The sequence below is a fragment of the Micromonospora sp. CMU55-4 genome, assembly GCF_011602315.1.
In the GTDB taxonomy this organism is placed as follows: Bacteria; Actinomycetota; Actinomycetes; order Mycobacteriales; family Micromonosporaceae; genus Micromonospora; species Micromonospora chalcea.
The window spans coordinates 185,225-208,191 of record NZ_JAAOLH010000002.1; the positions used below are offsets into that span (position 1 = coordinate 185,225).

The 22,967-nt window shown below is 73.1% G+C and carries 25 protein-coding genes; 14 read left to right on the plus strand and 11 right to left on the minus strand.

Annotated features, from left to right (window positions below; all coding sequences use genetic code 11):
- The first annotated feature begins 73 nt into the window (after positions 1–73).
- Positions 74–436 carry a helix-turn-helix domain-containing protein gene (locus tag HA073_RS04035; protein WP_043327213.1) on the plus strand — a complete coding sequence of 121 codons (363 nt, stop codon included), beginning with the start codon at positions 74–76 and terminating at the stop codon, positions 434–436.
- A gap of 15 nt (positions 437–451) precedes the next feature.
- On the opposite strand, the gene HA073_RS04040 is transcribed toward HA073_RS04035, so the two are convergent.
- The gene (locus HA073_RS04040) at positions 452–1,276 is read right to left on the minus strand and encodes a TrmH family RNA methyltransferase (RefSeq protein WP_069088074.1); all 825 of its coding nucleotides are present in this window, start codon (positions 1,274–1,276) and stop codon (positions 452–454) included.
- A gap of 63 nt (positions 1,277–1,339) precedes the next feature.
- Between HA073_RS04040 and HA073_RS04045 the strand changes: the two genes are divergently transcribed.
- Complete coding sequence (locus HA073_RS04045) at positions 1,340–1,909, plus strand: DUF3592 domain-containing protein (protein WP_309227984.1); 570 nt, start codon at positions 1,340–1,342, stop codon at positions 1,907–1,909.
- A gap of 9 nt (positions 1,910–1,918) precedes the next feature.
- Here HA073_RS04045 and HA073_RS04050 read toward each other — a convergent pair whose 3' ends face one another.
- The gene (locus HA073_RS04050) at positions 1,919–2,539 is read right to left on the minus strand and encodes a pyridoxamine 5'-phosphate oxidase family protein (RefSeq protein ID WP_030503779.1); all 621 of its coding nucleotides are present in this window, start codon (positions 2,537–2,539) and stop codon (positions 1,919–1,921) included.
- Positions 2,540–2,706: 167 nt separating this feature from the next.
- Here HA073_RS04050 and HA073_RS04055 point away from each other — a divergent pair, with 167 nt between their 5' ends.
- The 3 genes from HA073_RS04055 to HA073_RS04065 are packed head-to-tail and all read left to right on the plus strand — an operon-like array spanning position 2,707 to position 4,914.
- On the plus strand, positions 2,707–3,213 hold the full coding sequence (locus HA073_RS04055; protein WP_030503780.1) for a DUF2231 domain-containing protein: 507 nt from the start codon (positions 2,707–2,709) through the stop codon (positions 3,211–3,213).
- Positions 3,210–3,746, plus strand: a complete 537-nt coding sequence (locus HA073_RS04060; RefSeq protein ID WP_043327210.1) for an Hsp20/alpha crystallin family protein — start codon at positions 3,210–3,212, stop codon at positions 3,744–3,746. The genes HA073_RS04055 and HA073_RS04060 overlap by 4 nt, the downstream gene beginning before the upstream one ends.
- Before the next feature lie 7 nt (positions 3,747–3,753).
- Positions 3,754–4,914 (plus strand): glycosyltransferase family 9 protein, encoded by a 1,161-nt coding sequence (locus HA073_RS04065; protein ID WP_166455727.1) that lies wholly within the window; start codon positions 3,754–3,756, stop codon positions 4,912–4,914.
- Here the strand turns inward: HA073_RS04065 and HA073_RS04070 are convergent.
- A complete protein-coding gene (locus tag HA073_RS04070) occupies positions 4,889–5,761 on the minus strand; it encodes a glycosyltransferase family 2 protein (protein ID WP_166455728.1) in 873 nt (290 codons plus the stop codon). The two genes, HA073_RS04065 and HA073_RS04070, sit on opposite strands and share 26 nt — an antisense overlap.
- Entirely contained in the window at positions 5,758–7,623 is a 1,866-nt protein-coding gene (gene rfaE2 / locus HA073_RS04075) for a D-glycero-beta-D-manno-heptose 1-phosphate adenylyltransferase (RefSeq protein WP_069088078.1), read from the minus strand. Before rfaE2 ends, HA073_RS04070 begins: the two co-directional genes overlap by 4 nt.
- A gap of 119 nt (positions 7,624–7,742) precedes the next feature.
- Between rfaE2 and HA073_RS04080 the strand changes: the two genes are divergently transcribed.
- Both HA073_RS04080 and HA073_RS04085 read left to right on the plus strand, forming a co-directional pair.
- Complete coding sequence (locus HA073_RS04080; RefSeq protein WP_043327208.1) at positions 7,743–8,297, plus strand: type 1 glutamine amidotransferase domain-containing protein; 555 nt, start codon at positions 7,743–7,745, stop codon at positions 8,295–8,297.
- A 56-nt stretch (positions 8,298–8,353) separates the two neighbouring features.
- Positions 8,354–10,021, plus strand: coding sequence for an MDR family MFS transporter (locus tag HA073_RS04085; RefSeq protein WP_064448866.1), 1,668 nt, complete (start codon positions 8,354–8,356; stop codon positions 10,019–10,021).
- A 7-nt stretch (positions 10,022–10,028) separates the two neighbouring features.
- Here the strand turns inward: HA073_RS04085 and HA073_RS04090 are convergent, their stop codons facing one another.
- Positions 10,029–10,520 (minus strand): NUDIX domain-containing protein, encoded by a 492-nt coding sequence (locus HA073_RS04090; RefSeq protein ID WP_030503787.1) that lies wholly within the window; start codon positions 10,518–10,520, stop codon positions 10,029–10,031.
- Between the two features lie 100 nt (positions 10,521–10,620).
- Here HA073_RS04090 and HA073_RS04095 point away from each other — a divergent pair, with 100 nt between their 5' ends.
- A complete protein-coding gene (locus HA073_RS04095) occupies positions 10,621–12,255 on the plus strand; it encodes a fatty acid--CoA ligase (protein ID WP_176722787.1) in 1,635 nt (544 codons plus the stop codon).
- Between the two features lie 180 nt (positions 12,256–12,435).
- Here HA073_RS04095 and HA073_RS04100 read toward each other — a convergent pair whose 3' ends face one another.
- The 5 genes from HA073_RS04100 to HA073_RS04120 form a co-directional block, all read right to left on the minus strand.
- A complete protein-coding gene (locus HA073_RS04100) occupies positions 12,436–13,449 on the minus strand; it encodes an NADPH:quinone reductase (RefSeq protein WP_166455729.1) in 1,014 nt (337 codons plus the stop codon).
- A 91-nt stretch (positions 13,450–13,540) separates the two neighbouring features.
- Complete coding sequence (locus HA073_RS04105; RefSeq protein ID WP_166455730.1) at positions 13,541–14,677, minus strand: glutathione-independent formaldehyde dehydrogenase; 1,137 nt, start codon at positions 14,675–14,677, stop codon at positions 13,541–13,543.
- Between the two features lie 41 nt (positions 14,678–14,718).
- Positions 14,719–15,372 (minus strand): HAD family phosphatase, encoded by a 654-nt coding sequence (locus HA073_RS04110; RefSeq protein ID WP_166455731.1) that lies wholly within the window; start codon positions 15,370–15,372, stop codon positions 14,719–14,721.
- Positions 15,373–15,403: 31 nt separating this feature from the next.
- The gene (locus HA073_RS04115) at positions 15,404–16,252 is read right to left on the minus strand and encodes a hypothetical protein (protein WP_205796178.1); all 849 of its coding nucleotides are present in this window, start codon (positions 16,250–16,252) and stop codon (positions 15,404–15,406) included.
- Positions 16,253–16,391: 139 nt separating this feature from the next.
- Entirely contained in the window at positions 16,392–17,147 is a 756-nt protein-coding gene (locus HA073_RS04120) for an FKBP-type peptidyl-prolyl cis-trans isomerase (protein ID WP_166455733.1), read from the minus strand.
- Positions 17,148–17,210: 63 nt separating this feature from the next.
- Here HA073_RS04120 and HA073_RS04125 point away from each other — a divergent pair, with 63 nt between their 5' ends.
- The gene (locus HA073_RS04125) at positions 17,211–17,603 is read left to right on the plus strand and encodes a PPOX class F420-dependent oxidoreductase (RefSeq protein WP_043327192.1); all 393 of its coding nucleotides are present in this window, start codon (positions 17,211–17,213) and stop codon (positions 17,601–17,603) included.
- A 50-nt stretch (positions 17,604–17,653) separates the two neighbouring features.
- Here HA073_RS04125 and HA073_RS04130 read toward each other — a convergent pair whose 3' ends face one another.
- Entirely contained in the window at positions 17,654–18,673 is a 1,020-nt protein-coding gene (locus HA073_RS04130; protein WP_043327190.1) for a Ku protein, read from the minus strand.
- Positions 18,674–18,760: 87 nt separating this feature from the next.
- Between HA073_RS04130 and ligD (HA073_RS04135) the strand changes: the two genes are divergently transcribed.
- From ligD (HA073_RS04135) to HA073_RS04155, 5 genes are all read left to right on the plus strand, one after another.
- Positions 18,761–19,699, plus strand: a complete 939-nt coding sequence (ligD, locus tag HA073_RS04135; protein WP_043327188.1) for a non-homologous end-joining DNA ligase — start codon at positions 18,761–18,763, stop codon at positions 19,697–19,699.
- Entirely contained in the window at positions 19,689–20,603 is a 915-nt protein-coding gene (gene ligD, locus HA073_RS04140) for a non-homologous end-joining DNA ligase (RefSeq protein ID WP_043327186.1), read from the plus strand. Before ligD (HA073_RS04135) ends, ligD (HA073_RS04140) begins: the two co-directional genes overlap by 11 nt.
- Positions 20,604–20,680: 77 nt before the next feature.
- The gene (locus tag HA073_RS04145) at positions 20,681–21,400 is read left to right on the plus strand and encodes a TIGR03089 family protein (protein WP_113972164.1); all 720 of its coding nucleotides are present in this window, start codon (positions 20,681–20,683) and stop codon (positions 21,398–21,400) included.
- Between the two features lie 410 nt (positions 21,401–21,810).
- Positions 21,811–22,668: a GNAT family N-acetyltransferase gene (locus HA073_RS04150; protein ID WP_166455734.1), complete on the plus strand. Its 858-nt coding sequence runs from the start codon at positions 21,811–21,813 to the stop codon at positions 22,666–22,668.
- Positions 22,661–22,960, plus strand: coding sequence for a hypothetical protein (locus HA073_RS04155; RefSeq protein WP_166455735.1), 300 nt, complete (start codon positions 22,661–22,663; stop codon positions 22,958–22,960). The genes HA073_RS04150 and HA073_RS04155 overlap by 8 nt, the downstream gene beginning before the upstream one ends.
- Positions 22,961–22,967: the final 7 nt, after the last annotated feature.

Sequence of the window (22,967 nt, forward strand, 5' to 3'; positions counted from 1 at the left end):
CGCAGGTGAACAAGTACGCACTTCGGAGTAGGTGGTTACTCTGAGGTGAGCGAGCAGGTCGGAAGGGTGGGGCATGACGACGTTGAACCGGCCGGGCGCACCGGACGGCCATGTCTGCGGGATCGACGCCGCGATGGAGGTGATCGGGGGCAAGTGGAAGGTGCTGATCCTCTGGGCACTCCACGAGCACCCGTACCGCCGCTTCGGCGAGTTGCGCCGGCTGCTGCCGGGGATCACCGAGAAGGTGCTGGCCGCCCACCTGCGCGAGATGGAGGCGGACGGCGTCGTGCACCGGGTCTCCTACGACGAGGTGCCGCCCCGCGTCGAGTACTCGCTGACCGAGGACGGCGTACGCCTCAACGATGCGCTCGAACCGCTGGCCGCGTGGGGACGCGAGCGGCCGTCGAGGACCGCAACCGGCACGGCCGCCTCGTAGCAGCGAGCCGAGGCGTCACCGCTGCTTCGCGCGCTGGCGGGCGGCCTCGTACAGCGCCACCGTCCCGGCCGCCGCCGCGTTCAGCGAACTCGCCGCACCGACGATCGGAATGCGTACGATCCGGTCGGCCGCCTCCTGCCAGCCCTTGCTGAGTCCGTGCGTCTCGTTGCCGACGAGCAGGAGAGTGGGCCCGGTCAGGTCGTGCTCCGCTACGTCCACGTCGCCGTGTTCGTCCGTACCGATGATCTGGATCTGTGGTCCCGCCTTCCGCACCGCGGCGACCCAGTCGAGGACGGCGTGGTGGCTGGGGACGCGCACGGCCGGTACGGCGAACAGCGACCCGGTGCTGGCCCGTACCGCCTTCGGGTCGTACGGGTCGGCGGCGTGACCGGTGACCACCACGCCGGACGCGCCGAAGGCGTCGGCGGACCGGATCAGCGTGCCGATGTTGCCCGGGGTCTTGGGGCGGTCGAAGACCACCACGAGCATGTCGGGCCCGACCGGGATGCGGGCCAGGTCGTCATCGGGCTGCGCCACCACGGCCAGCAGTTCGGGGGACTCCTCCTCCTTGCCGCTGAGTTCCCGCATCAGCTCGGGCGCGAGGGCCACCCGCCGGGCGTCGGTGCGGTCGAGCAGTTCCCGGCACCAGCGGGACAACTGTTGCCGGTCCGGGTACAGCAGCGCCCGGATCTCCCAGCCCTGTTCCAGGGCGACGGTGATCGGGCGTACCCCCTGGACCAGGAACTCCCCGGCACGCTGGCGCTTGTTGCGGTTGGTCAGCAGCGCCTGCCACTGCTGGAAGCTCGCGTTCCGGGTGGTGATCGTCAAGGTCTTCGCCACGCAGCCGATTCAACCCCATCCGGTGCCGGTCCCGGGGTTGCGGGCCCCGGCGACGATGGCCGGGTGATCATCCGCCGGTCGTTCCTGATCCGCCTCGCGTGCGTACTGCTGGTGGTCGGCGGCGGCGCGTTGCTGTGGTTGCCGTTCCACACCCAGATGGAGCTGGACGACTGGGCGGTGACGCTGCGCGAGCGGGGTACGCCCGCGCGGGCGGTCGTCGTCGACCAGGTGACGGAGAGCGGCGGCAACCGGAGTCCCTCGTCGAGCACGATGTATTTCAGCTACGAGGTGGACGGCCGGACGCACGCGCAGGAGGTGGCCTGCTTCGAGGTGTGCCGGGCCGCCGGAGCGGAGGTGTCGATCTGGGTGAACCCGGCGGACCCGGGTGACTTCGTGACCGACTTCGGCCAGCTCAGCGGCCACCGCGGCCGGGTGCAGGGCGTCCTCGGCGTGGTCGGCCTGGCCGTCCTGGGCGTCGGGGTGGTGCTGACCTGGTCCCAGATCAGCCGTCGGCGTGCCGAACGGCCGGGCCGGAACCGGACGCGCCGCGACCGGCCGCGCCGGGTGGAGCCGGCGACGGGCGGTCACGGGTACGTGGGCCGGGGCAAGCGCAAGCGCAACGTCCGGCCCTGACCACGGGACTCAGCGGTACAGGGTCTCCAGGTACGCCGGGCCGTAGTGGCGTTCCAGGTCGGCCAGGCTCTCCGCCGGGGCCTCCACCTCTTTGATCAGCCGGGCCCGGGTCGGCAGCACGTCCGGCTGCCAGGTCTCCGGCTGCCACAGCTCGGAGCGCAGGAACGCCTTCGCGCAGTGGTAGAAGATCTGCTCGATCGCGACCTCGACGGCCAGCACCGGCCGGTGGCCCTTGACCTCCATGTCGGCGAACCACGGCGCGTCGGCGATCAGCCGGGCGCGCCCGTTGATCCGCAGCGTGTCGGTGCGGCCGGGAATCAGGAAGATCAACCCGACGTGCGGGTTGGCCAGGATGTTGCGGTAGCCGTCGGCCCGCCGGTTGCCGGGCCGCTCCGGAATCGCGATCGTGGTGTCGTCGAGCACCAGCGCGAAGCCGGGCGGGTCACCCTTGGGGGAGACGTCGCAGGTGCCGTCCGCGCCGGCGGTGGCGATCAGGCAGAACGGTGACGCGGCGAGCCACTCCCGGTCGCGTTCGTGCAGCGTACGGCGGTCCTTGGCGGCAGCGCGCGGCATCGGCGTGCCGATCAGCTCGCGTAGTTCGGCCTCGCTGGTGATCTCCCGGGTCGTCACGTCTTCCTCCCCCGTCCGTTGATCGTCACGACGGTTCCGGCCCGCGACGGGCCGCGTTCCGCCATGGTCAGCCTAGGAGAGCGCGTCGAGTGTCGGGTTTGCCCCCGGGGCCGGCGGGTAGGGACCGGTTCGCAGCGTGCGGCCGGACGTGACGGATGGAGGCCGAGATGGAGAGCCGGCTCAAGGTGCTCGGCCATCCCGTGCACCCGATGCTCGTGATGTTTCCGGTGGCGCTCTTCGTGACCGCCGTGATCTTCGACGTGGTGGACACCGTGGGCGGGCCCGGCTTCCTGGCCGAAGTCGCGTACTGGAACATCACCGTCGGTCTGATCGGCGGCCTGCTGGCCGCGGCGGCCGGGGCGTTCGACCTGCTCGCCCTGCCGGCCGGCACCCGCGCCAAGCGGGTCGGTGTCACCCACGCCGCCGCCAACGTGGCGGTGATCCTGCTGTTCGCCGCGGTCTGGGTGGTCCGGCTCAACGCCGACTCGCGGGCGGCCGGGGGCGCGCTCGTCGCCATCGAGGTGGTCGCCCTGGCGATCCTCGGCGTCAGCGCGTGGCTCGGCGGTGAACTGGTGGATCGCCTCGGCGTCGGCGTCGACCCGGAGCACGATCTCAACGCGCCCAGCTCGCTGCGACCCCCCTCGGCGACCCAGCGGATCGGAGACGCGCGATGACGGAACAGGGCAGCGGACGGGGCTGGCGTGGCCGCCAGCAGGGCTGGGACCCGATGGGCGAGCTCCAGTCGCTGCGCTCCGAGCTGAGCCGGCTGGTCGGCGGACGCTCCGGCAGCCAGGACGTGGATCTGGCCGAGACGGCGGACGGCTGGGAGGTGGTCGTCCGGCTCCCCGGTGTGGCGCCGGAGGAGGTGGCCGTCGAGCTGGACGACCGGGAGCTGTGCGTACGCGCCCGGTCGGAAGCCGAGGTCAATGCCGACCACGGCATCCCGGGCGGGTTCACCACGCGCGGCTTCGAGTACCGCGTCGACCTGCCGTCCCGGGTGGACCCGGACCGGATCGACGCGGTGATGGACCATGGCCTGCTGCGGGTGCGGCTGCCCCGGGCGGCCCGGCCCGCGCCGCGCACCATCACCGTCGGCCGCACCGGCCCGCGCGCGGGCGTCGACCGTACGCCGATGCCTGCCGACCCGGCCGCGGACCGGGAGCTGCACCACCCGGACACCGCGCTCGACGAGATCGACAGGCCGTAGGGGCCGCGTGACCAGCCCGTCGGGTGACTCCGACCCGCCGCGCCGCGACCCGGAGCCGTCGCTGCTCGGCCCGGTCGGCGAGCGTGTGCCCGACGTCGAGCGGATCGCCGTGTTGCGCGCCAACGCGCTCGGCGACTTCATCTTCGTGCTGCCGGCGCTGGACGCGCTGCGGTCGGCGTACCCGTCGGCGGAGATCGTGCTGCTCGGCGCGCCGTGGCACGCGGTGCTCTGGCGCGACCGGCCCGGCCCGGTGGACCGGGTGCTGGTGGTGCCGGCGGCGCCCGGCATCCGCGATCCGGGCCCGGGCGAGTCGCCGGGCGACGTGCCGGGCTTCCTGGCCGCGGCCCGCGCCGAGCGGTTCGACCTGGCGTTGCAGGTGCACGGCGGTGGCGCGAACTCCAACCCGCTGGTGGCGGGCCTGGGCGCCCGGGTCACCGCGGGCCTGCGGGCCGAGGGCGCGCCGCCGCTCGACCGCTGGCTGCGCTACGTCTACTACCAGCACGAGGTGATCCGCTACCTGGAGGTCGCCGCGCTGGTCGGTGCGCCCGCCACCACGATCACCCCGTCGCTGGCGGTCACCGCCGCCGACCGGGCCGAGGCCGCCGCCGTGCTCGGCGAACCCACCCGGCCCCGGGTGGCGCTGCACCCGGGCGCCACCGACACGCGGCGGCGCTGGCCGCCGGAATGCTTCGCCGAGGTCGCCCGCGCGCTCACCGGCGACGGGTACGAGGTGCTTGTCACCGGCACCCCCGCCGAGCAGGAGACGGTGGACGCTGTGGTGGCGGCGGCCGGCGTGCCGGTGCGTCCGCAGGTCGGCACGCTCAGCCTCGGCGCGCTGGCCGCCGCGTACGCGGACTGCGCGCTCGTGGTCTCCAACGACACCGGCCCGCTGCACCTGGCCGCCGCCGTGGGCGCGCCGACCGTCGGGGTGTTCTGGGTCGGCAACCTGATCAACGGGGCGTCGCCGCTGCGTGGGCGGCACCGCCCGATCGCCGCCTGGACCACCCACTGCCCGGTCTGCGGCGTCGACTGCACACCCGGGATCTACCCGCACCGGCCCGGCGACGGGGAGTGCCCGCACCGGGTGTCGTTCGTGGCCGACGTGCCGGCGGCCGAGGTGATCGAGGCGGCCCGCGAGCTGCTCACACCTCCGCCGTCGACTCGCTGAGCACCACTTCCCACGCCTCCACGTCCCGCTCGGTGACTGTGGTCGGCGACTCCAGGTGGTAGGCCCCGCTGGGCAGCACGCCGGCGCCGCCGTGGCGCTCCAGCACGGCGAGCTGGGCGGCGACGTCCTCGCCCTGGTGCCGGTCGGGCAGCCGCTCCCAGAAGTCGAAGCCACCGGCCTCGACCAGCTTCGCCCGGTCGTAGAGCACGCAGCCGCCGATCCAGGAGACCTTGTACGCCCGCCACTGCCCGGGCGGCAGGTTCAGCTTCTCGGTGACGTGCAGCAGGTTCGCGGCCGGGTGGATGGACGCCCGATGCCACTCCGGCGTGCCCGGCAGGATCCGTTCCGGCACCGGCCGTCCGGCCCACTCCTCGTAGTGCTGGTGCGTCTCCGGGCGGACGTCGTCGGCGTAGGAGAGCCCGTGCACCGCGTTGCCGACGAACCCGCAGCCCAGCTCGTCCAGCGCGGTCATCAGCCGGGACAGCGTGCCCGGCTCCAGCCACACGTCGTCGTCGAGGCAGAGCACCGCGTCGGCGGCCGACTGGGCCAGCAGGTAGCACCGGTGTTCGGCCAGGCCGCGACGGGGCAGCCGCCGGGTCAGCAGCACCGGATGCCCCCGGTGCCGCAGCGCCCGGACCATGGTGGCGGCGGCCGGATGCGCGTACGCGGGCTCGCCGTCGGACTGGTCGCTGACCACCACCCCGAACCCGGGTACGCCCTCCTGCGCGGCCAGCCCGGACAGCGTGACAGCCAGTTCGGCGGGCCGATTGCGGGTGGGAATGAGCACGTCGAGGCGGCGGCACTGCCGGAACTGCCCGGGCGTGCCCGGGTCGAGCGGTCGGGTCACGCCGGCCTGCCTTCGCCCACGGGGCTGTCCTCGCTCCGCTCGGTGCGTTCGCTCATGAGCGACTGGGCGCGGATGCGGTCGATGATCGCCGAGGTGGAGCGGTCCGGCACGTACCCGAGCGTGCGCACCTGCCCGCCCAGCCGCCGTACCAGCGGCGCCTCCGGCACCATCTCCGGCGGGTAGTCGCCGCCCTTGACGTAGACGTCGGGGCGGACCGCCTCGATCAGCCGGGCCGGGGAGTCCTCCTCGAAGACCACCACGTGGTCGACGCAGGCCAGCGCCGCCAGCAGCGCGATCCGGTCCTCGACCGGGTTGACCGGCCGGTCCGCGCCCTTGAGCCGGCGGACGCTGCCGTCCGAGTTGACCGCCACGATCAGCAGGTCACCGAGCGCGCGGGCCTGAGTCAGGTAGCGGACGTGCCCCGGGTGCAGCACGTCGAAGCAGCCGTTTGTGAACACCACCGACCGCCCGGCCTGCCGGTGCTCGTCCACCAGCGCGGCCAGTTCGTCGGCGCCGACCAGCGCCGGGTGCCCGCCGTCGTCCGGGCCGGTGCCGAGCGCGGCGAGCAGATCCTCGCGGCGGCACACGCAGGTGCCGGTGTCGGCGACCGTGATGGTGGCGGCGAGCTGCGCGAGCTGGGCGGCGGTGGGCAGGCCCGCGTCGGCGGCGAGCGCCAGCGTCATGGCCGCCAGGTACGCGTCCCCGGCGCCCACCGCGTGACTGGCCGGGACCGGGGTGCTGTGGCTGCGCCGGGGCTCGCCCTCGGCGCCGCCGACCACCGCGCCCTCGGTGTCCAGGGTCACCGCCACCACGTCCGCGCCGGTGTGCGCGCGCAGCTCGGGCAGGCGCGACTCGGCCAGCACGGCCCGGTCCACGCCGGTGCCGGCGGTCGCGCTCACCGTCACGCCGGTGCCGGTGACGCTCAGCCCGTCCCCGGTGAGCGCCACCCGCTCCTCGCCGGGCGTCGGCTCGCCGGTCGGGCCGGTCGAGCCGCCGGACGTCGCTGCGGCGGGCGCGCCCGAGGTCGGGTGCGGGCTGCCCGGCGCACGGTCGCCGGACCCGCCGGGCGCCGCGCCGACCATCAGCTCGGACGGGCCGTCGGCCTCCGCCGGGTGGTCCAGGTGCAGGTCACCCCCATTGGGTACGGCGTTGCGCTCGCCGTGTGCGAAACCGGCGGCGGCGCGGGCCAGCAGCCGGGTGGCCTCGGCGAAGCTCGGCGTCACCACAGTCGGGTTCAGTCCACGCCAGTCGGCCAGGTCGTGCGCGTCCAGCGCCACGGTGCCGTAGCGGTCCCGGTTGGCGACCAGCCAGGCGCGTACCGCCGAGGGCAGGGCGCCCAGGCCGTAGTCGCAGACCACGAGCGTGAGCGGCTGTCCCGGGGCCACCGCGCGCAGCTCCTCGGTGGCGCAGTGCAGGGCGGTCAGCAGCCGTGCCACCCCGTCGTCGTCCAGCGCGTCCTCCGGGCCGCCGGAGTCCTCCCGGAGCAGGATCTGGTTGCCGGCGAGCATCCGCCGCTTCACCGGCGTGGGCCGGCCGGGCTGGCTCACCGTACGGTCCCAGACCGCGGCGCGGTCCAGGCAGTCGTGCAGCTCGTCGCCGGCCACGTCGGCGCCGACCGGGGCGACGAGCGCCGCCCGTCCACCGAGCGCCGCCACGTTGACCGCCGTGTTGGCGGCGCCCCCGGCCGCGGAGATCCGCCGTCGCAGGGTGAGGACCGGCGCGGGCGCCTCGCGGCAGAGCCGCTCCGACTCGGCGAACCGCCACTCGTCCAGCATGGCGTCCCCGACGACCAGCACGGGACGCTGCTGCCAGCTCGCCACCACGGTGGCCAGCCGGCGCTCTTCCGCTGCTGCTCCTGCCATGCCTCTGCGGATCCCCCCGCGCCGTCGGGCCAAACGCGACGCGGGCCACCCGGTGCGCCCGGTTTCGCCGCATCGGCCGGGGGAACGGTGCAGACATACCCCGGAGAGGAGAGAAGAGCATGGCAGCGACACTTCAGGGCAAGCGCATCGCCTTCCTGGCCGCCGACGGCGTCGAGGAGGTCGAGTACACCCAGCCCCGGGAGGCGGTGGAGAACGCCGGCGCGCAGGTTGAGCTGGTCTCCCTCGACTCCGGCTCGATCCAGGCCTTCAACCACCTGGACCACGGCAAGCAGTACCGGGTCGACGTCACCGTCAAGGAGGCGGACGCCGGCGCGTACGACGGTCTGGTCCTGCCCGGTGGCGTGGCGAACCCGGACTTCCTGCGCGCGGACCCGGACGCGGTCCGGTTCGTGAAGTCGTTCTTCGACGCCGGCAAGCCGGTCGGCGTGATCTGCCACGGCCCGTGGACGCTGGTCGAGGCGGACGTGGTGCGGGGCCGCACCATCACCTCCTGGCCGAGCCTGCGCACCGACCTCACAAACGCCGGCGCGAACTGGGTCGACAAGGAGGTCGTCACCGACAACGGGCTGGTCAGCAGCCGCAAGCCGGACGACCTGCCGGCGTTCTGCGCCAAGATCGTGGAGGAGTTCGCCGAGGGTCGGCACGCCGCCTGAGGAAAGTCACAGGCCCACCGGGGGCATGATCCGCCCCCGGTGGGATAGGAAGCGGGATGACCGCCCAGACCGCCCCGCCCGCGCTGCCCGCCCGCCAGATCCGCCTGCTGATGTTCGGTCTGATGACCGGGATGCTGCTGGCGGCGCTCGACCAGACCATCGTCGGCACCGCCCTGCCGACGATCGTGGGGGAGCTGGGCGGCATCAACCACTACTCGTGGGTGGTCACCGCGTACCTGCTGGCGTCGACCGCCTCGACGCCGCTGTACGGCAAGATGGCCGACCTGTACGGACGCCGGCCGGTCTTCCTGTTCTCGATCGGCATGTTCCTGCTCGGCTCGTTGCTGGCCGGGCTGTCGCAGGACATGACCCAGCTGATCGTCACGCGCGGCGTGCAGGGTCTCGGCGCGGGTGGGCTGATGACGCTGGCGTTCACCATCATCTCGGACGTGGTCTCGCCCCGGGAGCGCGGGCGCTACCAGGGGTTGTTCGGCGCGGTGTTCGGCGTCTCCTCGGTGGCCGGGCCGCTCGTCGGCGGTTACTTCGCGGAGACCAACTGGCGGTGGATCTTCTACATCAACGTGCCGCTGGCGATCCTCGCCATCGTGGTTTGCTGGCACGTGATGCGGCTGGTGCCGTTCGAGCGGCGGGAGCACACGGTCGACTGGATCGGCGCGGCGCTGCTGGTGGCCGGCGTGAGCTGCCTGCTGCTGGCGCTGAGCTGGGGCGGCGCCGAGTACGCCTGGGGCTCCGGCGTGATCGTCGGCCTGTTCGCCGCGGGCGCGGTGCTGGGCGTGCTGTTCGTCGTCCAGGAGGCGCGGACCAAGGAGCCGATCCTGCCGCTGCGGCTGTTCCGCAGCGCCACGTTCGCGCTGGCGAACGCGGCGGGTTTCGTCCTCGGTCTGGTGATGTTCGGGTCGATCATCTTCATCCCGCTCTACCTCCAGATCGTCAAGGGCGCCTCGCCGACGCGCAGCGGTCTGCTGATGCTGCCGATGATGGCGGGCGTCATCATCACCTCGATCGTCACCGGCCGGGCGATGAGCCGGATCGGCAGGTACAAGTGGTTCCCGGTGGCGGGCGCGGCCGTGCTGGTGGTCGGCATGCTGCTGTTCCAGCAGCTGCGGGTGGCCACCTCGCTCTGGGCCGCGTTCGGCTACATGGTGGTGATCGGGATCGGGCTGGGCCTGTGCATGCAGTCGCTGATCCTCGCCGTGCAGAACGCGGTGAGCGTGCGCGACCTGGGGGCGGGCACGTCCTCGGCCACGTTCTTCCGGTCGCTCGGCGGCTCGTTCGGCGTGGCCATCCTGGGCGCGGTGCTGTCGTCCCGGCTCACCACCGAGCTGGCCGGCCGGCTGCCGGGCGCGCTCGCGCAGCTCCCACCGGAGCAGCGGGCCGCGGTGTCTGCAGGCGGGAACTTCTCGATCAACGACCCGGCGGCCATCCTGGCCCTGCCCGCCCCGGTACGCGCTGCCGTCCAGGCCTCGTTCGTCGAGTCGCTGCACCTGGTCTTCCTGACCACCGGGCTGATCGCGATCGTCGCGGTGCTGGTCACGCTGGCCATGCCGAACCACCAGTTGCGCGGCACGGGCCCGCAGGGCGCCACCGGAGGCGCCGACCCGATCGGCGGCAAGGCCCCGGCGCCCGGCGGCAAGCCGCTGACGAAGGAGTCGAAGGAGGAGGCCGCCGCCGACATGGAGGCGAAGTCGCAGACGATGCTGTGACCGGCGGCTACTTGAGGATCAGCCGGTTGGTCTGCTCGAACACGTCCAGGTCGGCGAGCGTCTCGTGGACGCTCGACGAGAGCGGGTGCGGGAAGTCCGCCGGACGGAAGAAGGCGGCGTCGGTGGTCTCGTCGGTGAACCGGTCCAGCTCGCCGTCCCACTCGTCGACCCGGAACGCGGTGGTGAAGACCTGGTACGTGTGCCCGTACATGTTGGTGTGGGTGCGGTCCGGGCCGGTGTAGAGCGCGAACGCGCTGACCCGCAGCGCCCGCAGGCCGGTCTCCTCCCGCACCTCGCGGACCGCGCAGTCTGCGATCGACTCGCCCAGTTCCATGGCGCCGGCCGGCAGCGCCCACTGGCCGTTGTCGGAGCGCTGGATCAGCAGCACCCGGGCGGCGTTGTCGCGCACCACGGCGCGGGCGCCGACGAACATCAGGGTGCGGTCACCGGCCAGGGCGCGGAGCTGCCCCACGTACGAGTCGGCCCACGAGATGCTCACCCGGACAATCTACGCATCATCCGTGATCACCTCGGTGGTTCCGGGGGGTTCCGTAGATGTGACCGCCGCCACTACGTTGTTACCCATGCGTAGCACGATGATGGACGCCCCCCTCCAGGTCGCCCGGATCCTCGAACACGGCTCCACCGTGCACGGCGCGGCGGAGGTGGTCACCTGGACCGGCGCCGAACCGCGCCGGATGACGTACGCGGAGGTCGGCCGCGCCGCCGCCCGGCTGGCCCACGCGCTGCGCGACGAGTGCGGCGTGACCGGCGACGAGCGGGTCGCGACGTTCATGTGGAACAACAACGAGCACCTGGTGGCGTACTTCGCCGTGCCGAGCATGGGCGCGGTGCTGCACACGCTCAACATCCGGCTCTTCCCCGACCAGGTCGCCTACATCGCCAACCACGCCGAGGACCGCGTGGTGCTCGTCGACACCACGCTCATCCCGCTGCTCGCCCGGGTGATCGGCGAGATGACCACCGTGGCGCACGTGGTGGTGGTCGGCGGCGGCGACCCGGCCCCGCTGCTGGCCGCCGCCGGTGACCGGATCACCGTGCACCACTGGGACGCGCTGCTGGCCGACCGCCCCGACCACTTCGACTGGCCGGAGGTGGACGAGCGGGACGCGGCCGCGCTCTGCTACACCTCGGGCACCACCGGCCACCCCAAGGGCGTCGCCTACTCGCACCGCTCGATCTACCTGCACTCGCTCCAGGTCTGCATGCCGGAGGGCTTCGGGCTCGGGCCGAACGACCGCGAGCTGGCCATCGTGCCGATGTTCCACGCCATGTCCTGGGGCCTGCCGTACGCGGCCTTCCTCTCCGGCGCCTCGCTGATCATGCCGGACCGGTTCCTCCAGGCCGAGCCGATCGCCGCGATGATCGCCGCCGAGCGCCCCACGCTGGCCGGGGCGGTGCCGACCATCTGGACCGACCTGCTGGCCTACCTGGACGCGCACGAGGTGGACCTCTCCTCACTGAAGGAGGTCATCGTGGGCGGGTCGGCGTGCCCGCCGGCGCTGATGCACGCCTTCCACGACCGCTACGGCATCGACGTCATCCACGCCTGGGGCATGACCGAGATGTCGCCGCTGGGCTCGGTGTCCCGGGCGCCGGCCGGCGCGACCGGCGACGACGCCTGGCGCTACCGCTACACGCAGGGCCGCGTACCGGCGGGCGTGACCGCGCGGATCGTCGGCCCGGCCGGTGAGCCGCTGCCCGCTGACGGGACGTCGGTGGGCGAGCTGGAGGTGCGCGGGCCGTGGGTGACCGCCCGGTACATCGGCGACGACGTGCCGGAGGAGGAGAAGTTCCGGGATGGCTGGCTGCGGACCGGGGACGTCGGCACGCTCTCGCCGGACGGCTACATCACGCTCACCGACCGCGCCAAGGACGTGATCAAGTCGGGCGGGGAGTGGATCTCCTCGGTCGAGCTGGAGAACGCCCTGATGGCGCACCCGGCGGTGCTGGAGGCGTGCGTGGTGGGCGTACCGGACGAGCGCTGGGACGAGCGTCCGCTGGCCACCGTCGTGGTTCGCGAGGGCGCCTCGGTGACCGCCGAGGAGCTGCGGGACTTCCTGGCCGGCTCGGTGGCCCGCTGGCAGTTGCCGGAACGCTGGGCGTTCATCGACGCCGTGCCCAAGACCAGCGTCGGCAAGTTCGACAAGAAGGTGGTGCGCTCGCGGTACGCCGACGGCGGGCTCGACGTACGGGAACTGACCGCGTCGTAACGTTTCGGGGCGTACCGTCGCCTACACGGGCAGGAACACGTTTCCAACGGGCATTCCTCCCAGAGGGCGGCCCCGGCGTTCGCACCGCGCCGGGGCCGCCCGTCCGTTACGGGCTGACCCGCACCGTCATTGTTGCGAAACTTGTTCGCGTCTGTCCGGCTGTCGGGGAAATCCGGTCACCTACTCGTCCGCGGTGGTGACCAGCACCTTGCCCACCACGCTGTCCTGCACCGCCTGCTGGGCGGCAGCGGCGTCCGCCAGCGGATACCGGTGCAGCGGCAGCCCGGCGTCCTCACCGACCCGGATCGCGCCCTGCGCCACCGCCGCCGCGATGTCGGTGACCGCCTGCGCCTTGGCGACCTTCGGCGCGGTGTAGATCAGCACGAACTGCCAGCGCGCGTTCGGAACCATCAGCGGCCGGATCGGCAACGTGATCTCGTCGCCGCCGTCGTCTGCGTACACGCAGACCGCCCCGCCGGTACGCAGCATCCGCACGTCGGCGGCGGCGTTGCGGGCGGCGGAGACCTCGACGATCGTGTGCACCCCGTCGGGCGCGACCTTGCGGACCTCCTCGACCACGTCCTGCTCGCGATAGTTGATCACGAAGTCCGCCCCGGCCGCCGCCGCGAGCTGCGCCTTCTCCGGGCTGCTCACAGTCGCGATGACACAGGCGTCGGCCCAGCTCGCGAGCTGGATCGCCGCGTTGCCCACCGCGCCCGCGCCGCCCTGCACCAGCACCACATGGTCGCTCAGCGCGCCCGCGTGCAGCTTGTCCGGCATGTACTCGCCCGCGGTCAGGCAGCGGTGCGCCGTCATGAACGGGATGCCGAGCGCCGCCCCCAGATCGAACGACGCCGGACCGAGCGGCACCGCGTGCCGGACCGGAACCAGCGTGTACTCCGCGGCGGTGCCCCACGGCCGCTGCCACGCCGCCTCCCACACCCAGACCCGCTCGCCGATCAGCGTCCGGTCCACGCCCTCACCGACCGCCTCGACCACCCCGGCGCCGTCCTGGTGCGGAATCTGCCAGCCGCTCGGCAGCGGCCACGCCTGGCGGGCCTTCCAGTCGGTCGGGTTCACCCCCGACACGGCCATCCGCACCAGCACCTCGCCGGGGCCGGGCTCCGGCACGGGCCGCTCGACCACCTGGAGCACCGAGGCGTCCCCGCTGCGCTCGTACACGATCGCCTTCATCGCCGTCCCTCCGCCGTCCTTCCGGGTGCGCTACCCGGCAGCCGCCCGAACATGCGGCCCAGGGCGCACCCGGCCACCGTACGACGGCTCGTCAGGCGGCCGGCTTGAGCACGACCTTCGAGTAGCCCGGCTCGCGGCGGTCGAAGCGCTGGTACGCCTCCGGCGCCGCGTCCAGCGGCAACTCCTTGCTCACCACGAAGCTCGGGGTCGCCCGCCCCGCCATGATCAGGTTTCGCAGGTACGCATTGTAGGTCTTCACGTTCGCCTGCCCGGTGCCGATCCGCAGGCCCTTCTCGAACAGCTTGCCCACCTTGAACAGCAGCTCACCCCGGGCGGAGTGCTCGTCCGGGGCGCCCGGGTCCGCCGCGAGGTAGAGCCCGACCACGCCGATCGCCCCGGTCGCGCGCACCACCTCCACGAGCGTGTTCAGCACCAGCGCCGGCTGCTCCTCGCCGCTGGGCGCGGACGCCTGGTATCCCACCGCGTCCACGCCGTGATCGGTCCCCACCCCGGCGGTCCGGTCCCGGATCTGCTCGACCGGGTCGCCCGCGCTGAAGTCGATCGGGGTGGCGCCGATCGACTCGGCCAGCCGCAGCCGGTCCGGCACCCGGTCCACCACGAACACCTCGGACGCCCCGATCAGCACCGCCGAGTACGCCGCCATCAGCCCGACCGGCCCGCCGCCCATCACGGTCAGGTTCTCGCCCGGCCGCAGCCCGGTCATCGCGACCCCGTGGTAGCCGGTCGGGAAGATGTCGGCGAGCATCGCGTAGTCGTTCTCGTGTTCGGTGCCCGGCGGCAGCTTCAGGCAGTTGAAGTCGGCGAACGGCACCCGCAGGTACTCCGCCTGCCCACCCCGGTACGGCCCCATCGACACATAGCCGTACGCGCCGCCGGCGAAGCCCGGGTTCACCGTCAGGCAGAACCCGGTGCGCTGCTCCCGGCAGTTGCGGCAGAACCCGCACGCCACATTGAACGGCATCGAGACCCGGTCGCCCACGCGCAGGCTCGTCACGCCCGGCCCGGTCTCGACGATCACGCCCATGTTCTCGTGGCCGAACACGATGCCCGGTTCGGCGGCCGTCCGTCCCTCGTACATGTGCAGGTCCGAACCGCAGATCGCGGTCGTCGTGACCTGGACGACCACGTCGTTCGGATCCTCGATCCGCGGGTCGTCGACCTCGTTGACGGCCACCTCGTGCGGCCCCTCGTACACCACAGCCCTCATGTCACCGACCGTAGGCCGGGTGGTGGCGGCGGGTGGGTGGTTCAGTCGATCCCCGCCACCACAGCGGGCGTGAGCGCGCCGATCGAGGGGAGCAGCACGGTCGCGAGCGCCTCGGCGTCCGGATCGAGCGGGTACGACCCGTGCGGCACCGCCACCACCCGGCACCCGGCGGCAGCTGCCGAACGGACCCCGTTCGACGAGTCCTCCACGGCCACGCAGCGGGCCGGGTCGACGCCCAGCCGCCCGGCCACTGCGAGCCACACGTCCGGCGCGGGCTTGCCCCGGGCGGTCTCCTCCGTCGACAGCGTCGCCCCGAACGAGCCGGCCAGGCCCGTCGCGTCCAGCGCCGCCGCGATCAGCCGGGTCGGGGAGGAGCTGGCCAGCCCGAGCGGCCACCGCGCGGCGATGCGGCGCACGACCTCCTCCGCCCCGTCGATCACGGGTACGTGTTGCGCGTACCGGCGGGCCATCTCGGTCACCACCTCGGTGGCGACCTGCTCGGCCGACCTGCCGACGCCCAGCTCACCGCTGAGGTACTCGGCCCACTCGCCGGTGCTCATGCCCATCAGCCGGCGCTGCGTGTCCGGCTGCCAGACGCCGCCGTGCTCGGCCACGTACGCGCGCCGGACCTCCTCCCAGACCGGCTCGGAGTCCACGATCACGCCGTCCAGGTCGAAAAGCACCGCGTCCACCATGCCGCCATCCTGCCCCAGCCGGCGGCCCGGCTCACCGTGGCAGCGCGGCTCCGACCGACCGCTGCGCCGGCAGGCCGATCGGCGCCTTGGCCGGGATGATCGTGCGGCAGCGGGTAGCGATCGGCTCCAGCAGGTCCCGCAGCCGGGCGGTACGTTCCGCGCCCAGCGCCCGCCACGGCCCCGCAGCGGCCCGGTCGGTGGCCTCCTCGACCGCGCGGAACGTCTCCGTGGCGTACGGCGTGGCCGTCCGGTCGGCGGTCAGCCAGCCCTTCTCCACCAGCCGCTCCTCGGCCGCGGTCCACTGCTCGTCGGTCCAGCCCCGGGCGGGCTGGTGGAACTCGCGGGACTGGTCGACCCGGCACCGCCAGGCCACCACCTCGGCCGGTTCCAGCCCGGTCGTCACCAGCGCCGCCACGTGGCCGTCACCGCGGTGCTCGCGCAGCGTGGTGGCGGCCTGCCAGAGCCGGGCCAGCGGGTACTCGCCCCGGGGCAGGGCGGCGTTCACCGCGCCGAGCACCCGGCCGGCGACGTCCACCCGCGCGGCCGCCTCCTCCAGCAGGTCGGCGGCCTCGACCAGATGCGACTCGGGCAGCTCGTAGGTGAACTCGGCGAGCGCCTGCACACCACCGGTGAGCCGCGCCCGCAGCGCCTCCTCCGGGGTGGCCAGACGCCACACCGACGGCAGCGCGCGGGCCACCATGGCCGGCGCGAAGCTGAAGAACGCCGCGGTCACGGCGGGCGCGTCGACCGCGCCGAGCGGCGCGGCCCGCCCCGCGAAGTAGCCGCGCCAGTAGCCGCGCAACCCGACCGCCTCGAACGCGGCGCGGGCCCGCGGATGGAAGTAGGTCACCGCGTGGACCGGCTCGTACAGCGTCCACATCTGCCGGGTCGCCCCGGCCCCGTCCAGCGCCGCCACGTGCACCTCCGCGTCGGTGAGCAGATCACCGCGGACGGACGTGCCGCCCGCGGTGACCATGAACCTACTGCCGCAGGGTGACCGGACGGAAGCCTGGAGTGAGCTACTGCGCAGCCAGCACGTCGACGACGAAGCGCAGCGGCCCGGCCGGGCGGCCACCGGCGGCGTCGTTGCCGTACGCCAGATCGGCCGGCAGGTCCAGCTGCACCCGGCTGCCCACCGGCACGCCGACCAGGCCCTGGTCCCAGCCCTTGATGACCTGGCCCACGCCGATCTGGAAGGTGGCCGGCTGGCCGTTGTCCCAGGACGCGTCGAACTGCTTGCCGTCGGAGTAGAACACGCCCACGTAGTTGGTGGTGATGTTCTGCCCGGCCTTCACCGCCGGCCCGGTGCCCTTCACCAGCGTGGTGACGGTGAGCTTGGTCAGCTCGCCGGTGCCGGCCTGCACTGTCGGCTTGGTCTTCAGCGCCGGGTCGATGCCGGCGGGCAGCTCCGGAGCGGGCATCTCGGTGGGCTCGACCGGGGCGGTGGGGCTGGCCGAGGAGCCGGCGGTGGCCGCCTTGTCGTCGTCCCCGCTGTTCAGCCAGACCAGGCCACCGACCAGGGCCACCACGGCGAGCACGCCGACAGCCGCGCCGAGCATCGACTGCCGGCGGCGACGCGCCTCGGCGGCCTTCTTCTCGGCCAGCTGGGCGGCCAGCCGCCGCCCTGCCTTGGTGGCCGGGGCGGCCTGGCCCTCCGACCGGTTCTCCACACGCTCGCTCACGTCGACTCCCTGCAGGGTGGGTGGGTGCGCCCCCGGCGGGCCGCCGCCGAGGCCAGCGCACACGGTACCCGCCCGGACCCCCAGCGTGCCCATACGCCCGCACCGATCAGGACACGGAGACCGATACGGGGGCACCGCACAGGGTACGTTTCGGGCATGGCGATCCTCAGCGAAGAAGACCTGGCCCTGCTCGGCGAGCCGCAGCTCGCGCACGTGGCGACGATCGAGGCCGACGGCACCCCGCACGTCACCCCGGTCTGGGTCGACACCGACGGCGAGCACATCGTGTTCAACACGGCCAAGGGGCGGCAGAAGTACCTGAACATGGCCCGCAACCCGGTGGTCGCGGTGTCGGTGGCGGACAAGGCCGACGACTTCCGCACGCTCTGGATCAAGGGCACCGTCGAGTTCGTCACCGAGGGCGCCGACGAGCACATCGACCGGCTGGCGAAGAAGTACCTCGGCCAGGACACGTACCCGTGGCGGCGCCCCGGCGAGGAGCGTGTCATCGTCCGGGTCACCCCGACCGAGAAGCTCGGGCGAGGCTGAGCGGCCCGGCCCCGCCCTCCACCGAGGGCGGGGCCCCGGCCGTACGCGCGTCAGGCGCTCTTCTTCGCGGCGGCCTTCTTCGCCGTCGTCTTCTTGGCGGCGGTCTTCTTGGCCGGTTCGGTCTTCTTCTCCGCCGTCTTCTTCGCGGGGGTCTTCTTGGCGGCCGTCTTCTTCGCCGGCTCGGCCTTCTTCTCGGCCGGCTTCCGGGCCGGGGCCTTCTTCGCGGCCTTCTTCGCCGATCGGGCCGACGAGATCGGCGTCGGCTCGGCCCCACCGCCGGACGGCGCCTCGCCCCGGGCCGCCCGGGCCCGCTCCACGGATGCCTTCAGCGCGGCCATCAGGTCCACCGCGGCGGCCGGCGCGGCCTCTTCCTCCTCCGGCTGCACCACCTCGCGGCCCTCGACCTTCGCGTCGATGACCTCCTGCAACGCCGCCCGGTAGTCGTCGGTGAAGGCGTCCGGCTCGAACTCGCCGGCCATCGAGTCGATCAGTGAACTGGCCATCGCCAGCTCCGGCGGGCGTACCTTCAGGTCCTCGTCCAGGAAACCGAAGTCGGGCCGGCGGATCTCGTCCGGCCACAGCATGGTGTTGAGCAGCAGCACGCCCTCGCGGACCCGCAGCGTCGCGAGCTGCTCCCGCTGGCGCAGCGCCACCTTGACGATCGCCACCCGCTCCGAGTCGGACAGCGCGTCGCGCAGCAGCACGTACGGCTTCGTCGCCGAGCCCTCCGGCTCCAGGAAGTACGCCTTGTTGTAGAGGATCGGATCGACCTGCTCGGCCGGTACGAACTCCAGCACGTCGATCGCGTGCGAGGTGCTCAACGGCAGGTCGGCGAAGTCCTCGTCGGTGAGGATGACCATCTCGCCACCACCGATGTCGTACCCCTTGGCGATGTCGTCGTAGGTGACCTCCTCGCCGCAGACCGAGCAGGTGCGCTTGTAGCGGATCCGGCCGCCGTCCTCACGGTGCACCTGGTGGAAACGGATGTCCTTCTCCTCGGTGGCCGAGTAGACCTTCACCCCGATCGACACCAGGCCGAACGACACCGCTCCTTTCCAGATCGCCCGCATACCCGCGCTCCTCTCCCCGGTTGACCACCAGAATCGCAAACGATCGAACGGGACGCACGCGCTTCCGCACCCAACTACAGTCGGAACGTGCCCGGCGCGCCGTTGAAGCCGATGCTCGCGACGACCGGGCAGCTCCCGGCCGGCGCCGCCTGGTCGTACGAGTTCAAGTGGGACGGCGTCCGCGCGCTCGCCGACATCTCCCGCGGCGACCGGCACTTCTACGCCCGCTCCGGCGTCGAGATCACCACCGCGTACCCGGAACTGCTCAACCTGGCCGAGCAGGTAGGTGACGCGCTGCTCGACGGCGAGGTGGTCCTCTTCACCGACGGGCAGCCCTCGTTCACCGCGCTCGCCGAACGGATGCACGTGCGCAACCCGGCCAAGGCGGCTCGGCTGGCGGCGACCGTGCCCGTCACGTACATGATCTTCGACCTGTTGCGGCTCGACGGCGAGGACCTGACCGCCCGGCCGTGGCGGGAGCGGCGGGCGGCGCTGGAGTCGCTCGGGCTCGGCGCCGCCCGGTGGGCGGTGCCGCCGGTCTTCGGCGACGGCCCGGCCACCTACGCGGCGGCCGGCGAGCACGGGCTGGAGGGGGTGATGGCCAAGCGGGTCGACTCGCTCTACCGGCCCGGCGTGCGCTCCCCGGACTGGGTGAAGGTCAAGCTGGAGGTCACCGGCGACTTCGTGGTCGGCGGCTGGCGGCCCGGCGCGCGGCGCGTCGGCGGTCTGCTCGTCGGCGTGCCCGGCCCGGACGGGCGGCTGATCTACCGGGGGCGGGTCGGCGGCGGGATCGGCGCGGCCATCGAACGGGAACTGCTGCGTGAGCTGGAACCGCTGCGGGCCACCGCGTCGCCGTTCGCCGCCGGGGTGCCGCGCGAGGATGCCCGCGGCGCGATCTGGGTAACTCCCCGGATCGTGGTGGAGGTCAAGTACGGCCAGCGCACGCCGGACGGGAGGCTGCGCTTCCCGCGCATCCTGCGCCTGCGCCCGGACAAGCCGCCCGAGGAGGTCGACGATGCCGGCTGACCGGCTCAAGGTCGAGGTCGAGGGGCGCTCGCTGGAGCTGTCCAACCTGGACAAGGTGCTGTTCCCGCAGGCCGGCTTCACCAAGGGCGAGGTGATCGACTACTACACCCGGATCGCCCCGGTGCTGCTGCCGCACCTGCACGACCGCGCGCTCACCCGGATCCGGTTTCCCAACGGCGTCGACGGCGGCTCGTTCTTCGAGAAGAACGCACCCGCCGCGACCCCCGGCTGGGTACGCACCGAGAACCTGCCCGCCCCCGGCTCCACGAAGGGGCGGGAAACCATCGACTACGTGGTCTGCGACGAGCTGCCCACGCTGGTGTGGCTGGCCAACCTGGCCGCGTTGGAGCTGCACACTCCGCAGTGGAAGATCGGCGCGCACCCGGACATGATGGTGGTCGACCTGGATCCGGGCGCTCCGGCCGCGCTCAAGCAGTGCTGCCAGGTGGCGCTGCTGATGCGCGACCGGCTGGCTTCCGACGGGATCTCCTCGTTCCCGAAGACGTCCGGGAAGAAGGGCATGCAGCTGTGCTGCCCGATCGCCGGTACGCAGGACGCCGAGATCGTCTCCGACTACGCCAAGCGGATCGCGCAGGAACTGGAGCAGGCGCACCCGAAGCTGGTCGTGTCGAAGATGGCGAAGAACCTTCGGCCCGGCAAGGTCTTCATCGACTGGAGCCAGAACAACGCGGCGAAGACGACAGTGGCGCCGTACTCGCTGCGGGCCCAGCCGGTGCCGGCCGTGTCGACGCCGCTGACCTGGGACGAGGTGGAGGCCGGGGCGGCCGGGAAGCGGCCGTCGACGCGGCCGTACACCGCCGGGGAGGTGCTCAAGCGGGTGGAGAAGCAGGGCGACCTGCTGGCGCCGCTGCTCGACGGCGGTCCCGAGCTGCCCGTGCGCTGATCCGGGCCGCTTCGGTTGCTCCGGACCGGCGGCTCGGACGGTTAGGGTGAGCGGACCGGCAGACAGGAGTTTCGCGCATGGCCCACCAGGCAGCCGTCGCCGTCGCGCCCGACGCGGTCGGGTACCCGCTGCTCAGCTACCACGACGACGGGACGGGCGAACGCACCGACCTGACCGCCGCGCAGCTCGGCGAGTGGACGGCCCGCAGCGCCGGGCTGCTCCGCGACGGTTGCGGGCTGCGCCCCGGTGACCGGGTGGCGGTGCTGCTGCCGCCGCACTGGCGTACCGCGGCGGTGCTGCTCGGGGCCTGGTCGGTCGGGTTGACGGTGTCGTTCCGTCCCCGCGCGCTGGCCGGCCTGCCGGTGCTGGAACCGGGCGCGGACCGGCCGTACGACGCGGTGTTCGTGACGCCGGAGCGCCTCGACGACTGGCTGGAGGACGTGCCCGAGGGGACGCACTGCTACCTGGTGGGCACCGGTCCGGGGCCGCTCGGCGAGGTGCCGCCGGGCTGGCTGGACTGGTCGGCCGAGGTGCTGCGGCACCCCACCGACCCGCCGGACTACACGGCAGTCGACCCGTCCGGCCCGGCCACCGCGGACGGCACCAGCTTCGGCGCGTGGCGTCGCCTGGCCGCCGAGATCGCCACCCAGCTCGATCTGCACCCCGGCGACCGCCTCCGGGTGGACCCGACCGAGGACGAGCAGCCCCTGAAGTGGCTCTTGGCCCCCCTCTCCGCGAGTGCCACGGTCCTGATCCACGCCAACTCCGCCTCCGCATCCGCCTCCTCGCCTCGCTGATCTTGCAGTCGCGGCCCCTCGGGTGCCCGTTTTGCAGCTCTTGCCCGGGCCGCAACTGCATGATCAACGGCACTCCTGGCGTTTCGCGTCGATCCACGCAGAGATCTTGGAAGGAGGCGGTCGTCATGAGGGCCCTCTCCTTCCAAGATCTCCGCGAGTCCCAGTGAGCGAAACGCTCGTCTCATGTTGCGGGCGCGCGGGGTAGTCGCGCACGGCCCTCTTCTGCGCTGCCCACGCGCTCGCGCCGATCTTGGAGTTGTGGTGCCTCGCGTAAGCCGCGAAGCGGGCATCTGAGGCGCCACAACTCCAAGATCGACGCGGGGGGTGGGTGGGGAATCCGGTTGACCGTGAGGGACGGGGTTTGGCCTACTGCGTCGGAGTGCTGGGTCGGGCGGGGGACGGGAGTGGGCGTGGGCGGGACGGGTGCGCTTGTGTGGCGGGAGGTCGGCGAGGACGACCTGCCCGCGTTGACCGGCCTGGCGCAGGCGTGCCTCGCCACTGACGGCGGGCTGTCGCTGTTCGGGCGTACCCCGCTGGTGCGGGCGCGGCTGCTTCAAGCGCGTACCCACGGGGCGTGGTCCGGCGGCGACCTGGTCGCGGCCGTCGGGGTCGGCGCCGGGCGGACGCCGGCCACCGCCACCGGCCTCGTGCACCCCGCGTGGCGCGGGCGCGGGCTCGGCGGCGCGCTGCTCGACTGGGCGGAGAAGCACGCCGGCGACGCTGGACTGCTGGTCACCACGGAGACGTGGAACGTAGGCGCGGAGGAGTTGTTCGCCAAGCGCGGCTACACGCGGACGTTTCTGGAGTGGGTGCTGCGGCACGACCTCGACGCGCTGCCCGAGGTCACCGCGCCGGACGGCGTCACGGTGGAGCCCGCCACGCTGGGGCCGGAGCTGTTCGCCACCTACCGCGCGTCGTTCGCCGACCGGCCCGGATTCGTGGAGCCGGAGGCCGACGAGTGGCTGGGCGACCTGCGCGACGACGAGGACTTCCGGCCGGAGTTGACGCTGCTCGCGCGCGGCCCGGACGGCGTGGCGGCCGGATTCGTCACCGTGCTCGACAACTGGATCGACCAGGTCGGCGTCGTGCCGGACTGGCGCGGGCGGCGGGTCGGCGCGTACCTGGTGGCGCGCGTGCTGCGCGGCCTCGCCGACGCGGGCGCGGACGCCGCGTGGCTCTGCGTCAACGACGACAACCCGGCGGCCGGGCTGTACCGGCGGCTGGGCTTCCGCGACTTCGGCCGCCGCGCCCGCTACCTGCGTGACTGACCCGACGCGGGAGGCGATCCTGCGGGGCCTCGCCGACCTGTGGGCGAGCGGCTGCCCGGTGCCCGCGCCGGAGCTCCACGAACGGCTCGCCGACGTCGGCCTGCGCCGCTGGCACAGCGTCGCCCGCCGGCACCGGGGGCGGCGGCTCGGCCCGGACGACCGGCTGAGAGATCTGGTACGCGGACTGGTCGCCGCGTTCGAGCCGGACCCCAAGCTGGTCGGGCCGCTGGTACGCGACTACGAGTGCGTCGCGCGGGTGATCGCCGACGCCGTAACGGCGACCCAGGACTGATCTGCCG

Excerpts from the sequence above, each read along its gene's own strand:
- HA073_RS04035 (WP_043327213.1), top strand. The coding sequence starts at position 74 with ATGACGACGTTGAACCGGCCGGGCGCACCGGACGGCCATGTCTGCGGG.
- HA073_RS04055 (WP_030503780.1), top strand. The coding sequence starts at position 2,707 with ATGGAGAGCCGGCTCAAGGTGCTCGGCCATCCCGTGCACCCGATGCTC.
- HA073_RS04060 (WP_043327210.1), top strand. The coding sequence starts at position 3,210 with ATGACGGAACAGGGCAGCGGACGGGGCTGGCGTGGCCGCCAGCAGGGC.
- rfaE2 (WP_069088078.1), bottom strand. The coding sequence starts at position 7,623 with ATGGCAGGAGCAGCAGCGGAAGAGCGCCGGCTGGCCACCGTGGTGGCG.
- HA073_RS04080 (WP_043327208.1), top strand. The coding sequence starts at position 7,743 with ATGGCAGCGACACTTCAGGGCAAGCGCATCGCCTTCCTGGCCGCCGAC.
- HA073_RS04085 (WP_064448866.1), top strand. The coding sequence starts at position 8,354 with ATGACCGCCCAGACCGCCCCGCCCGCGCTGCCCGCCCGCCAGATCCGC.
- HA073_RS04095 (WP_176722787.1), top strand. The coding sequence starts at position 10,621 with ATGGACGCCCCCCTCCAGGTCGCCCGGATCCTCGAACACGGCTCCACC.
- HA073_RS04100 (WP_166455729.1), bottom strand. The coding sequence starts at position 13,449 with ATGAAGGCGATCGTGTACGAGCGCAGCGGGGACGCCTCGGTGCTCCAG.
- HA073_RS04105 (WP_166455730.1), bottom strand. The coding sequence starts at position 14,677 with ATGAGGGCTGTGGTGTACGAGGGGCCGCACGAGGTGGCCGTCAACGAG.
- HA073_RS04110 (WP_166455731.1), bottom strand. The coding sequence starts at position 15,372 with ATGGTGGACGCGGTGCTTTTCGACCTGGACGGCGTGATCGTGGACTCC.
- HA073_RS04115 (WP_205796178.1), bottom strand. The coding sequence starts at position 16,252 with ATGTGGACGCTGTACGAGCCGGTCCACGCGGTGACCTACTTCCATCCG.
- HA073_RS04120 (WP_166455733.1), bottom strand. The coding sequence starts at position 17,147 with ATGGGCACGCTGGGGGTCCGGGCGGGTACCGTGTGCGCTGGCCTCGGC.
- HA073_RS04125 (WP_043327192.1), top strand. The coding sequence starts at position 17,211 with ATGGCGATCCTCAGCGAAGAAGACCTGGCCCTGCTCGGCGAGCCGCAG.
- HA073_RS04130 (WP_043327190.1), bottom strand. The coding sequence starts at position 18,673 with ATGCGGGCGATCTGGAAAGGAGCGGTGTCGTTCGGCCTGGTGTCGATC.
- ligD (WP_043327186.1), top strand. The coding sequence starts at position 19,689 with ATGCCGGCTGACCGGCTCAAGGTCGAGGTCGAGGGGCGCTCGCTGGAG.
- HA073_RS04145 (WP_113972164.1), top strand. The coding sequence starts at position 20,681 with ATGGCCCACCAGGCAGCCGTCGCCGTCGCGCCCGACGCGGTCGGGTAC.